This window comes from Sphingomonas sp. FW306-1B-B10E (assembly GCF_058782005.1).
On sequence record NZ_JBYSXG010000022.1, the window covers coordinates 21,969 to 33,884 of the forward strand.

Annotated in this window: 11 protein-coding genes; 7 read left to right on the forward strand and 4 right to left on the reverse strand. The window is 68.2% G+C overall.

The window, feature by feature from the left end; all coding sequences use genetic code 11:
- The first annotated feature begins 46 nt into the window (after positions 1-46).
- From crtY to AC3WJI_RS10575, 4 genes are read left to right on the forward strand one after another with little or no spacing between them, the layout of a single operon-like run.
- On the forward strand, positions 47-1,207 hold the full coding sequence (gene crtY, locus AC3WJI_RS10560; RefSeq protein ID WP_492757222.1) for a lycopene beta-cyclase CrtY: 1,161 nt from the start codon (positions 47-49) through the stop codon (positions 1,205-1,207).
- Positions 1,204-2,682 carry a phytoene desaturase gene (locus AC3WJI_RS10565; protein ID WP_492757223.1) on the forward strand — a complete coding sequence of 493 codons (1,479 nt, stop codon included), beginning with the start codon at positions 1,204-1,206 and terminating at the stop codon, positions 2,680-2,682. The genes crtY and AC3WJI_RS10565 overlap by 4 nt, the downstream gene beginning before the upstream one ends.
- Positions 2,679-3,260 (forward strand): LOG family protein, encoded by a 582-nt coding sequence (locus AC3WJI_RS10570; RefSeq protein ID WP_492757224.1) that lies wholly within the window; start codon positions 2,679-2,681, stop codon positions 3,258-3,260. The genes AC3WJI_RS10565 and AC3WJI_RS10570 overlap by 4 nt, the downstream gene beginning before the upstream one ends.
- Entirely contained in the window at positions 3,257-4,192 is a 936-nt protein-coding gene (locus AC3WJI_RS10575) for a phytoene/squalene synthase family protein (RefSeq protein ID WP_492757225.1), read from the forward strand. The genes AC3WJI_RS10570 and AC3WJI_RS10575 overlap by 4 nt, the downstream gene beginning before the upstream one ends.
- Before the next feature lie 130 nt (positions 4,193-4,322).
- On the opposite strand, the gene AC3WJI_RS10580 is transcribed toward AC3WJI_RS10575, so the two are convergent.
- Positions 4,323-4,562: a hypothetical protein gene (locus tag AC3WJI_RS10580; protein WP_492757226.1), complete on the reverse strand. Its 240-nt coding sequence runs from the start codon at positions 4,560-4,562 to the stop codon at positions 4,323-4,325.
- Between the two features lie 94 nt (positions 4,563-4,656).
- Between AC3WJI_RS10580 and AC3WJI_RS10585 the strand changes: the two genes are divergently transcribed.
- Positions 4,657-6,477, forward strand: a complete 1,821-nt coding sequence (locus AC3WJI_RS10585; RefSeq protein WP_492757227.1) for an ABCB family ABC transporter ATP-binding protein/permease — start codon at positions 4,657-4,659, stop codon at positions 6,475-6,477.
- 147 nt (positions 6,478-6,624) lie between these two features.
- Here the strand turns inward: AC3WJI_RS10585 and AC3WJI_RS10590 are convergent, their stop codons facing one another.
- Positions 6,625-6,897 (reverse strand): GNAT family N-acetyltransferase, encoded by a 273-nt coding sequence (locus AC3WJI_RS10590; RefSeq protein ID WP_492757228.1) that lies wholly within the window; start codon positions 6,895-6,897, stop codon positions 6,625-6,627.
- A gap of 38 nt (positions 6,898-6,935) precedes the next feature.
- Between AC3WJI_RS10590 and AC3WJI_RS10595 the strand changes: the two genes are divergently transcribed.
- On the forward strand, positions 6,936-7,886 hold the full coding sequence (locus tag AC3WJI_RS10595) for an alpha/beta fold hydrolase (RefSeq protein ID WP_492757229.1): 951 nt from the start codon (positions 6,936-6,938) through the stop codon (positions 7,884-7,886).
- On the opposite strand, the gene AC3WJI_RS10600 is transcribed toward AC3WJI_RS10595, so the two are convergent.
- Complete coding sequence (locus AC3WJI_RS10600; protein WP_492757230.1) at positions 7,864-8,478, reverse strand: hypothetical protein; 615 nt, start codon at positions 8,476-8,478, stop codon at positions 7,864-7,866. The two genes, AC3WJI_RS10595 and AC3WJI_RS10600, sit on opposite strands and share 23 nt — an antisense overlap.
- A 62-nt stretch (positions 8,479-8,540) precedes the next feature.
- Entirely contained in the window at positions 8,541-9,992 is a 1,452-nt protein-coding gene (locus AC3WJI_RS10605) for an ATP-binding protein (protein ID WP_492757231.1), read from the reverse strand.
- Positions 9,993-10,140: 148 nt separating this feature from the next.
- Here AC3WJI_RS10605 and recQ point away from each other — a divergent pair, with 148 nt between their 5' ends.
- Positions 10,141-11,916, forward strand: coding sequence for a DNA helicase RecQ (recQ, locus tag AC3WJI_RS10610; protein WP_492757232.1), 1,776 nt, complete (start codon positions 10,141-10,143; stop codon positions 11,914-11,916).

Sequence of the window (11,916 nt, forward strand, 5' to 3'; positions counted from 1 at the left end):
GAGGGTTTTTGTTGGAACGCCTGTTCCACTCGGCTAGGCCGGGCCGATGTCGGCCACGATCAGCTGCGACCTAGCCATCGTCGGCGGCGGTCTTGCCGGGGGATTGATCGCGCGCGCCGTCCACCGGCGGCATCCCGGGGCCGAGATTCGCCTGATCGAGGCGGGGCCGCATCTCGGCGGCAACCATCTCTGGTCGTTCTTCGCCAGCGACGTGGTGCCCGCCGATCGCTGGCTGGTCGCGCCGCTGATCAGCCATCAATGGCCGCGCTACGACGTCGCCTTTCCGGGCCACGCCCGCACACTCGAATCGCCCTATCACTCGATCGAATCGCACCAATTCGAACGCGAGACGCTGGCGGCTTTGCCCGAGCGGGCGGTGCTGCGCGACCGCGCGGCAAGCGAAGTAACCGCCTCCGGCGTGCTGCTCGCCGATGGCGACCGGATCGAGGCCAAGGGCGTGATCGACTGCCGCGGCACCGGCGACCTCGCGACGCTCGAACTCGGCTGGCAGAAATTCCTCGGCCGCGAGCTCGTCCTGGCCCGCCCGCACGCTCTCGAACGCCCGGTGGTGATGGACGCCACCGTCGACCAGCACGACGGCTATCGCTTCGTCTATACGCTGCCCTTCGCCCCCGACCGGATTTTCGTCGAGGACACTTATTACAGCGACGAGCCCGCGATCGACGCGGACACGCTCGGCGGTAGGCTCGACGCCTATGCCGCAGCGCGCGGCTGGCAAGTCGTGGAAGCCGCGCGCGAGGAAAGCGGCGTGCTGCCCGTCGCGATCGGCGGCGACTTCGAAGGCTATTGGCGCTCGGGCGGCGCCGGGATCGCCAAGGCCGGAATGCGCGCCGGGCTGTTCCATCCGCTCACCAGCTATTCGCTTCCCGACGCGGTGCGCACCGCCGCGCTTATCGCCCAGGCCGGCAATTTCGACGGCGCCGCGCTCCACGACCTGCTCCACGCACACGCCGCGCGGACCTGGCGCAGCCGGCGCTTCTACCGGCTGCTCGCGGCGATGCTGTTCAAGGCCGCCGAGCCCGAGGAACGCTATCGCATCCTCGCGCGCTTCTATCGGCTGGACGAGGGACTGATCCGCCGCTTCTATGCGGCCAATTCGAACCTGGGCGACAAGATCCGGGTGATGACGGGCAAGCCGCCGGTGCCGATCGGGCGGGCGGTGCGCGCGATAATGGGGGTCGAATGAAGAAAGCGGCAGTGATCGGTGCAGGGATTGGCGGGCTCGCGCTCGCGATCCGGCTGCAATCGGCGGGGGTGGACACCACCATTCTCGAAGCGCGCGACAAGCCCGGCGGGCGCGCCTATTTCTGGGAGCGCGACGGCTTCGTCTTCGACGCCGGCCCCACCGTGATCACCGCGCCCGAAGCCCTGCAGGAACTGTGGCGGCTGTCGGGCCACGACATTTCCGAAGACGTCGATCTCGTTCCCGTCTCGCCCTTCTACCGGCTGTCCTGGCCCGACGGCACCGTTTTCGATTACGGCAATGACGACGCCCAGCTCCGCGCCGAGATCGCCCGGCTCAATCCCGAGGACGTCGCCGGCTACCGCCGCTTCCTCAAATATTCCGAGGGCGTCTATCGCGAGGGGTATCTCAAGCTCGGCCATGTCGCGTTCCTCGATTTCGGGTCGATGGTCCGCGCCGCGCCGGCGCTGATGAAATACCAGGCGTGGCGCTCGGTCTATTCGATGGTGTCGCATTTCGTGAAGAACGAGAAACTGCGCCAGGCTTTGAGCTTCCACACGCTTCTGGTCGGCGGCAATCCGACCACGACGAGCGCGATCTACGCGCTGATCCACAAGCTCGAGCGCGACGGCGGCGTCTGGTTCGCGCGCGGCGGCACCAACAAGCTCGTCGCCGGGATGGTCCGCCATTTCGAGCGGCTCGGCGGCGTGGTCAGGCTCGGCGACGCGGTCGCGGGGATCGAGACGCTCGGCGACCGCGCCACGGGGGTGCGCACCGCAAGCGGGTTCGCGCTTCAGGTCGACGCGATCGCCAGCAACGCCGACATCGTCCACAGCTACCGCGCGCTGCTCGAGGATTCGCGCAGCGCCCAGCGCTCGGCCGAGAAGCTCGAGCAGAAGCGCTTCTCGCCCTCGCTGTTCCTCGTTCATTTCGGCGTGCGCGGCACCTTTCCCGAGATCCCGCACCATTCGATCCTGTTCGGCCCGCGCTACCAGGGGCTGCTCGCCGACATCTACGATCACGGCGTGGTGAGCGAGGATTTCTCGCTCTATCTCCACCACCCGACCGCGACCGATCCCGCCATGGCGCCGGAGGGATGCTCGACCTTCTACGCGCTTGCCCCGGTGCCGCATCTCGGCAAATTCCCCGCCGACTGGAGCGAGATCGGCCCGGTGCTCGAAGAGCGCATCATTGCCGAAGTCGCCCGCCGGCTGATCCCCGACCTCAAGGACCGTATCGTGACCAAATTCTCCTACGCGCCGCCCGATTTCGCCACCGATCTGCGCGCGCATCTCGGTTCGGCCTTCAGCCTCGAGCCGATCCTCACCCAGAGCGCCTATTTCCGCGTCCACAATCGCGACGCCGACATCTCGAATCTCTATTTCGTCGGCGCGGGCACGCATCCGGGCGCCGGCATCCCCGGCGTGGTCGGGAGCGCCAAGGCGACCGCGGCGCTGATGCTGGGAGATTCCAAGTGAAGCGCGTCGCAGTCTATTGCGGGTCGGCGACGCCGGCCGATCCGGTCTATATCGACAGCGCCCGCGCGATCGGGCGCAGCCTCGCCGAGCAAGGCATCGGCGTGGTCTATGGCGGCGGTAAATTGGGGCTGATGGGCGCGATCGCCGATTCGGCGCTCGAAGCCGGCGGCGAAGTGATCGGCGTGATCCCCCAGGCCTTGGTCAATGCCGAGGTCGCGCATCGCGGGCTCAGCGAACTCCACGTCGTCGAGACGATGCACGAGCGCAAGGCGCGCTTCACCGAGCTGTCGGACGGATTCCTCACCATCCCCGGCGGCACCGGCACGATGGACGAGCTTTGGGAGGCGATGAGCTGGGCGCAGCTCGGCTATCATGCCAAGCCGGTCGGGCTGCTCAACGTCGCGGGCTTCTATGACGGTCTGCTCGAATTCGTCGGCAAGATGAGCGAGGTGGGCTTCCTGCGCCCGCAGCACCAGAACATCCTGCTCAGCGACGACGATCTGGCCCGGCTGCTCGACCGGATGCGGCGCTTCGAGCCGACCGTGCCGATCATCCGCATGACCCGCGACGAATTGTGAAACCGAGCCGCGACGCCATCGTCGCGACCGCGGGCGAATCGATCGGCCGCGGCTCGAAGAGCTTCGCCGCGGCGAGCCGGTTGTTCGACCGAGCGACGCGCGAGCGCGCCTGGCTGCTCTATGCCTGGTGCCGCGCCTGCGACGACCTGGCCGACGGGCAGGACCATGGCCATGGCATAATGGCGGTCGCCGATCCGGCGGCGCGGCTCGACGCGATCCGCGAGCGCACCGCCGCGGCGCTAGCCGGCCAATGGGTGGGCGACCCTGCCTTCGATGCGCTGCGAATCGTCGTGGCTGAGACCGCGATGCCGCACCGCTTCGTCTGGGACGTGGTCGAGGGCTTCGCGCTCGACGCCGCCGGCTGGCGCCCGCGCAGCGAGGCGGATCTGCTGCAATATTGCTACCATGTCGCCGGCGCGGTCGGGTGCATGATGGCGGTGGTGATGGGCGTGTCGCCTGGCGACGAAGACGTGCTCGACCGCGCCTGTGATCTCGGCCTCGCCTTCCAGCTCGCCAACATCGCCCGCGACCTGGGCGAGGATGCCGCCGCCGGGCGCTGTTATATCCCGCAGGACTGGCTCGCCAAAGCCGGGATCGCCGCCGATCGGGTGATGGAGGACCGCGACAAGCTGGCGACACTCGCACGCCGGCTGACCGATCGGGCCGCCGAATATGAGGCGCAGGCGCGGGGCGGCACGCCGGCGCTCTCGTTCCGCTCGGCCTGGGCGGTGCTGGCGGCGGCCGGAATCTATGGGGATATCGCGCGCAAGGTGGCGCAGCGGGGCCCGGCGGCTTGGGACTCTCGGGTCACGGTCTCAGGAGGCCAAAAGCTCAGCTGGATCGTCCGAGCCGCGTCGCAGGCGTTCGGCCGGAAGCGCCGCTATGCCGGCGTAGATATCGCGACGCATGTTTGGGTAAGAGAGCGCGACTGATAGTGTTCCCCGGCGAAGGCCGGGGCCCAGCTTCCGCGAAGTCGGCGCGTGCAGACCGACCTCTCCAATCCGTCGCAACTGGGCCCCGGCCTTCGCCGGGGAACATACGATTCAATACGCAAAGCCGGCCTCAGCTCCCGCGGCGCTGGGTCCTCACCGGCCGCGCATCGGCGACCTGGCCGCTCTGGCGCTGGCAGGCGGCGCTGATCACCGGGAAGTCGATATCGGTGTTGCGCTGGAGCGCGGCGGGCATCGCCTCTTGGCAGGCCTGGATCGACGTATAGTGCGCGGGCTCGACGCGCGCCTGCTGGCACGTCGCGGAATCGTCGCCGCACCCCATGATCGCCAGCACGTAAAGCACCTGGTCCATCGCTCTTCCTTCCGCCCTTCAAAACGAAGCGCGGCGGCCGCCGTTCCCGCCCAACGGTTGCAAGCGTGCGCCCGGCGCCCCAAATCGAGACTTGATGCCTCCGCAAAATTCTGAATCCGCGCCCGAGCGCCCCCTACTCGCGACGATGCAGCGCTTCCTGCCCTATCTCTGGCCGAAGGACGCGCCAGGGCTGCGCGCGCGCATCGTCATCGCGCTAGTACTCGTACTGTTCTCGAAGCTGGTCCAGGTCTATGGCGCGCCGTTCGCGCTGCAGGGCGCGATCGACGGGATGGCGAGCGGATCGCGCGACGGCGTCTGGCTCGTGACCGCGCTGGTCGTCGGCTATGCCGCGGCGCGCCTCGGCACCGTGCTGTTCGACAATCTGCGCAACGCCGTGTTCGAGCGGGTCGGACAGGATGCCACCCGGCGTCTCGCCTCCGACGTCTTCCGCCACCTCCACGGCCTGTCGCTGCGCTTCCATTTGGAACGCCGCACCGGCGCGATCACCAAGGTCGTCGAGCGCGGCACCAAGAGCATCGACACGATGCTCTATTTCCTGCTGTTCAACATCGCCCCGACGATCCTCGAGCTCGCCTTGGTGATTGGCATCTTCTGGACGCGCTTCGGGATCTGGCTGGTGGCGGGCACCGTGGTGATGGTGGTGGTCTATATCGCCTTTACCCGCTGGGTGACCGACTGGCGCTCGAAGCTGCGCGAGCAGATGAACGATCTCGACACCGGCGCGGTGGCGCACGCGGTCGATTCGCTGCTCAACTTCGAAACGGTCAAATATTTCAACGCCGAGGCCCGCGAGAGCGCCCGCTACGACAAGGCGATGACCTCGTACATGAACGCGGCGGTGACCAGCGAGAACTCGCTTGCCTGGCTCAATATCGGCCAGGCGGTGATCACCAACCTGATGCTCGGCGCGGGGATGGCGCTCGTCGTGTTCGGGTGGAGTTCCGGCCGCTTCACCGCGGGGGATGTCGTTCTGGTCTCGACGCTGCTCAGCCAGCTGTTCCGCCCGCTCGACATGCTCGGCTGGGTCTATCGCACGATCCGCCAGGGCGTGATCGACATGGGCAGCATGTTCGACCTGATCGACACCCATGCCGAGATCGTCGATGCGCCCGGCGCGCCGGCGCTGGCGATCGGCCAGGGCCATGTCCGCTTCGAGAATGTCGAATTCGGCTACGATCCCGATCGTCAGATCCTCAAGGGCATCGACCTCGACATCCCGGCGGGCGCGACCGTCGCGGTGGTTGGCCCGTCGGGTGCTGGCAAATCGACGCTCGCGCGGCTGATCTACCGCTTCTACGACGTCACCGGCGGGCGGATCACGATCGACGGCCAGGATATTCGCGACGTGACGCAAAGCTCGCTGCGCGGCGCGATCGGCATCGTGCCGCAGGACACCGTGCTGTTCAACGACACGATCGGCTACAACATCGCCTACGGCCGCGAAGGCGCGCGCCCCGACGAAGTCGCCGCGGCGGCGCGCGGTGCGGCAATCGCCGGATTCATCCAGGCGCTCCCCGAGGGTTTCGACACGCGCGTCGGCGAGCGCGGGCTCAAGCTGTCGGGCGGCGAGAAGCAGCGCGTCGCGATCGCGCGAACTTTGGTCAAGAATCCGCCGATCCTGATCCTCGACGAGGCGACCAGCGCGCTCGACAGCCGCACCGAAGCCGACATTCAGGCGACCTTGGAGGCGATCGAGCGCGGCCGCACCACGATCGTCATCGCGCACCGGCTGTCGACGGTGGTCCATGCCGACCGCATCATCGTGCTCGAGGCCGGCCGCGTCGCCGAGCAGGGCACGCATGCCGAACTGCTCCGCCGGGGCGGGATCTATGCCGAGATGTGGGCGCGCCAGGCGCAGGAGCGCGAGGACGGCGAGGAACTCGCGGCGGAATAGGCCAGCGCCTTAAGCAGGAGGATCGGCACATACCTCCGTTCGCCCTGAGCCTGTCGAAGGGCCGTTCCTCTAAGCTCTACGGCAGAAAAACACGGTGCTTCGACAAGCTCGGCACGAACGGGAAGAAGTGATCCCGTTTAGCGAACTCTAAGCCCGCAAATCCTGCCATTCGGGATGCTTGGCGAGATAGGCTGCGACGAAGGTGCAGGTCGCGCGCACCTTGAGTCCACGGGCGCGCACGTCGGTCAGCGCGCCGTGGATCAGCCGGCTGCCCACCCCCATTCCCTGCAGCGCCGAAGGCACCACCGTGTGGGTGAAGGTGATGACATCGCCTTCGAGCGTATATTCGGCGAAGGCTAGGTGCCCCTGCTCGACCAGCTCGAACCGGCTGCGTTCCTGATTGTTGTGCACATCGGACATGCCTAGGCTTTAGCCGCGGACGGCAAGGGAGGGAAGCGATGCTGATACCGTTGGGCGTGGCAGGCGTGTTTGGGCTCGGGCTCGCGGGCTGGTCGGCCTATCTCGGGCGCAGGGCCGAGGAAATGGTTCCGGTCGAGGGCAAGTTCGCCGAAGTGCCCGGCGCGCATCTCCATTATGTCGAGCTCAATCCTGACGCCGAGGGGCCCGCGATCGTGATGGTCCACGGTCTGATGGGGCAATTGCGCAACTTCTCGCATTCGCTCGCCGGCGCGCTTGCCGCCGACCACCGCGTGATCCTGGTCGACCGCCCCGGCTGGGGCCACTCGCAGCTCACCGGGCCGCGCCCCGGGATCGCCGCGCAGGCCGGGATGATCGCCGCGCTGATCGAGCAGCTCGGCCTCGACCGGCCGGTGCTCGTCGGCCATTCGCTGGGCGGCGCGGTCAGCCTCGCGCTGGCGCTCGACCGGCCCGAGCTGGTCCGCGGGCTCGCCTTGATCGCACCGCTGACGCAGGTGATCGATACCGTTCCCGCCCCCTTCAAGGGCCTGCTCGCGCCGCCTGCGCTGCGCCCGTTGCTCGCCTGGACCGTCGCGGTGCCGGTGGGCGTGCGCAGCGGCCCCGCGACCGCCGCGGCGATCTTCGCTCCCGATCCGGTGCCCGAGGATTTCGCGCTCGCCGGCGGCGGCGCGCTCGCGCTACGGCCGAAGAGCTATATGGCCGGGTCGTTCGAGGTCCGCGCCGCACCCGCCGAAGTGGCGCGTCTGGTTGCACGCTATGGCGCGATCGGCGTGCCCGTGGCGATCCTGTACGGCCGCGAGGATGCAGTGCTCGACCCGCAGCTTCACGGCGCGAAGACTGCCGCCGAAATCCCCGGCGCGACGATCGAGCTGGTCGATGGCGGCCATATGCTGCTGGTCACGCGCCCGGCCGAGACCGAGGCATGGCTGCGCCGCGTCCTGTCCGGGCTCACGCAACCGGTGGCGCGCTGACCGATACCGTCTGCCCGCCGGGCAGCTTGACCGATCCGCCGACGGCGCCCGCCTGCTTCTGGACGAACGATCCGATGAATGCACCGAGCGTAAGCTTAGCCAGGTCCATGAACGCGGGAAAGCGGATCGCGAGCAGCGAGAAGAACAGCGTAAGCCCGATCGTCGCAAGCGGCAGGCCGGTCAGCCCCAGCTTGGTGAAAGTGCCGGTAAACCCGCTCAGGCTGGTCAGGCGAATATATTGCGTGACGGCGTCTTCCTGCCCTCCTTTGACCTGGTCGCAGATCGCCGCCCATTCCTCGCTGTTGATCACGCGCCCCGGCTGCTGGCCGCGCGAAATGCCGACCGAGCGCAGCAGCTGGATGCCCAGCACTGCACCGACGATACCGATGGAGCTGAGGATCAGTTCGGGAGTGAAGTCGGCGAGCGTCGTCGCGCGCTCGCTGGCCTTGGTGTCGTCCTGCACCAGCATGTAACAAACGAAGCCGAACAGCGCCACGGCGCCGTAGATCAAGCCTATTCCGGCCACAGCCAGCGAACTACGACCCAAGATGAAGCCGCGCGATTGATTCGAGTCGTCCAGCTCGTTGTTCATGGCCGATCCCCCCTGTTGGCGATCGAGCCTAACATGACATCGCGCTATTGTTGAAGCGGCGATCACCCCACTTCGGCGGGTTGCGTCGTCCAGCCGAGCTGCGGGATCGTGATCGAGCGTTTACCGGCAAGATCGACGCGGGTGACGAACAGCTCCTTGCTCTCGATATAGGTAAGCAGCCGCCGCACCCGCCCGAGCGAGCTGGTACCGTAGGTCGCGGCGAGCTCGGTATCGCTTGGACAGGGCAGCCCCTCGCGCGCGGCGCGGGCGACGAGCAGGAACGGCCCGAGCATGTCGTCGGGCAGCGCGCGCGCCGCGTCGAGCGCCTGCGCCCAATCGCTATCGGGGTCGCCATGGATTCCCGCGCGCGCGGCCGACAGCCGGCGGACGAAGCCGGAGAGATCGAGTGGCGGCCGGGCAAGCCCGACCATCCGGCAGCGCACGAGGAAGTCCTGGTAGAGCACCGCGGGCGAGCGATAGGTCGATTCGGGATCCTCGACGATGTCGCGCAGTACCTCGGCGATGCGCTCTGCCGCCTCTTCGGGATCGACCGCCGCTTCCTCGACCGACGCGGGAGTCGAGCGCGCGAGCGCCTCGATCAGCCGCTCCGACGGCATCTGCGTGGGCATCGGCGCGGGTGCAGGCGGGGTCCATTCGGGCTCGACCGGCGCGAGCAGCAGGTCCTTCATGTCCTCCGCGGGCGCCTGGGGCAGCGGAGTCAGCTTGGGGCTCGAACTGCGCGCGCTGGTCTCGACCGCGCCGATCTGGATCGCCACCGGGCGCCGCGCCACCGCCGGGCCAAGCGCGAGGAAATGCCCACGCTGCAAGTCGCGGATCGCCTCCGCCTGGCGGCGCTCCATGCCCAAGAGGTCGGCGGCGCGCGCCATGTCGATGTCGAGAAAGGTGCGCCCCATCAGGAAGTTCGACGCCTCGGCGGCGACGTTCTTGGCGAGCTTGGCGAGCCGCTGGGTGGCGATCACTCCGGCAAGGCCGCGCTTGCGCCCGCGGCACATCAAATTGGTCATCGCCGAGAGCGACGCGCGGCGCACTTCCTCTGCCACCTCGCCGCCGCCCGCCGGCGCGAAAAGCTGCGCCTCGTCGACCACCACCAAAGCCGGATACCAATGGTCACGCGGCGCATCGAACATGCCGTTGAGGAAGGCGGCGGCGCATTTCATCTGCCCCTCGGCCTCGAGTCCCTCGAGGCTGAGCACCACCGAGGCGCGATGCTCGCGGATCCGCGCCGCGAAGCGCGCGACGTCGCGCTCGCTATGCTCCGAGGCCTCGATCGCGATATGGCCGTAACGATCGCCCAAAGTGACGAAATCGCCCTCGGGATCGATCACCACCTGCTGGACCTGCCCGGCGCATTGCTCGAGCAGCCGGCGCAGCAGATGCGACTTTCCCGACCCCGAATTGCCCTGGACGAGCAGACGCGTGGCGAGGAGCTCCTCGAGATCCATCGACACAGGCGCCCCGCTTGTGTCTTTCCCCATTTCCACGCGAACCGTCATTCGCATCCGCTTTGCCGGATTGGCACGCCGGGGAACAGGCGTAACGATCGGTTGTCCACAGCTTGTGCAAGGCGGCCCGTCGACCCGGAGTCGTCCGGCGCGACGCAAGGTCTCGACACCGCCCCCTCCCGGCTCCTAACTCGCTGTCGTGACCGATCCCCTCGACATCCTGCGCACCACTTTCGGCTTCGCGGACTTCCGCGGGGTCCAGCGTCAGGTGGTCGATCGCGTGCTGGCGGGGCAGAATACCCTAGCGGTGATGCCGACCGGCGCGGGCAAGTCGCTCTGCTACCAGGTACCGAGCCTCGCGCTCGACGGCACCTGCGTCGTCGTCTCGCCGCTGATCGCCTTGATGCACGACCAGCTCCGCGCCGCCGAAGCCGTCGGCATCCGCGCCGCCACCCTCACCAGCGTCGACGAGAATCGCGAGGAGACGATTGCGCGCTTCCGCGCCGGCGAGCTCGACCTGCTCTACGTTGCGCCGGAGCGCGCTTCGAACGAGAGCTTCCGCAATCTGCTGAGCCAAGCGCGGCTCAGCCTCTTCGCGATCGACGAGGCGCATTGCGTCTCCGAATGGGGGCACGACTTCCGCCCGGATTACCGCCTGCTCCGCCCGCTGCTCGACCGCTTCGGCCAGGTGCCGCGGCTCGCGCTCACCGCCACCGCCGACGCGCATACCCGCGCCGACATCTGCGAGCAGCTCGGCATCCCGCTCGACGGCATGATCGTCGCCGGGTTCGACCGGCCCAACATCCGCTACACGATTCAGCCGCGCGAGAACACGACACGCCAGATCGTTGACCTGATCGCCGAGCAGCCCGGCCCCGGCATCGTCTATGCCCAGACCCGCGCCGGCGTCGAGAAGCTGGCCGCCAAGCTCGCTGAGAGCGGGCGCAGCGTGCTGCCCTATCATGCCGGGCTCGACCCCGCCGTCCGCCGCCGCAACCAGGCGGCGTTCGTCGCCTCCGAGGACATGGTCGTCGTCGCCACCGTCGCGTTCGGCATGGGGATCGACAAGCCCGACGTCCGCTTCGTCGCGCATGCCGGGCTGCCCAAGTCGATCGAGGCCTATTACCAGGAAACCGGCCGCGCCGGCCGCGACGGCGACCCCGCGGTCGCGCATCTCTTCTGGGGCGCCGAGGATTTCGCCAAGGCTCGCCAGCGGATCGGCGAAGTCGAACCCGGGCGCCAGCCCGGCGAGCGCGTCCGCCTCACCGCGCTCGGCGCGCTGGTCGAGACCGCTGGGTGCCGCCGCCGCATCCTGCTCAAGCATTTCGGCGAGACCGACGCACCCGAGACCTGTGGCAATTGCGACAATTGCCTGAACCCGCCCGCCGCGATCGACGCCACCGTCACCGCGCAGAAATTCCTCTCGGCGGTGTTCCGCACCGGCATGATGTTCGGGGTCGGCTATATCGAGAGCGTGCTGCTTGGGGTATCGAGCGAGCGCAGCCTGATGAACGGGCACGAGCAGCTCTCGGTGTTCGGGATCGTCGATGGCGATGAAGCGGCGCTGCTCAAGCCGGTGGCGCGCGCGCTTTTGCTGCGCGACGCGCTCCGGACCAATGCGCATGGCGGGCTCGAATTCGGCCCCGGCGCCAAGCCGATCCTCAAGGGCGGCGCCGAGCTCAAGCTCGTCCTGCCGCCCAAGCGCGAGCGGCGCGCCAAGCGCGGGCGGACGAGCGACGGCGGCGTCAATCCGGTCGGCAATCCGCTGTTCGAGGCACTGCGCGCCAAGCGCCGCGAGATCGCGATGGAAGCGGGCCTGCCACCCTATGTCATCTTCCACGATTCGGTGCTGCGCGACATGGCGCTGGCCCGCCCCGACACACTCTCGCGCATGGGCGCGATCTCGGGCGTTGGCGCGCGCAAGCTCGAAGCTTATGGTGATGCTTTCCTGCAAGTGATCCGCGAGGCAGCATGA

Excerpts from the sequence above, each read along its gene's own strand:
- crtY (WP_492757222.1), top strand. The coding sequence starts at position 47 with ATGTCGGCCACGATCAGCTGCGACCTAGCCATCGTCGGCGGCGGTCTT.
- AC3WJI_RS10565 (WP_492757223.1), top strand. The coding sequence starts at position 1,204 with ATGAAGAAAGCGGCAGTGATCGGTGCAGGGATTGGCGGGCTCGCGCTC.
- AC3WJI_RS10580 (WP_492757226.1), bottom strand. The coding sequence starts at position 4,562 with ATGGACCAGGTGCTTTACGTGCTGGCGATCATGGGGTGCGGCGACGAT.
- AC3WJI_RS10585 (WP_492757227.1), top strand. The coding sequence starts at position 4,657 with ATGCCTCCGCAAAATTCTGAATCCGCGCCCGAGCGCCCCCTACTCGCG.
- AC3WJI_RS10590 (WP_492757228.1), bottom strand. The coding sequence starts at position 6,897 with ATGTCCGATGTGCACAACAATCAGGAACGCAGCCGGTTCGAGCTGGTC.
- AC3WJI_RS10595 (WP_492757229.1), top strand. The coding sequence starts at position 6,936 with ATGCTGATACCGTTGGGCGTGGCAGGCGTGTTTGGGCTCGGGCTCGCG.
- AC3WJI_RS10600 (WP_492757230.1), bottom strand. The coding sequence starts at position 8,478 with ATGAACAACGAGCTGGACGACTCGAATCAATCGCGCGGCTTCATCTTG.
- AC3WJI_RS10605 (WP_492757231.1), bottom strand. The coding sequence starts at position 9,992 with ATGACGGTTCGCGTGGAAATGGGGAAAGACACAAGCGGGGCGCCTGTG.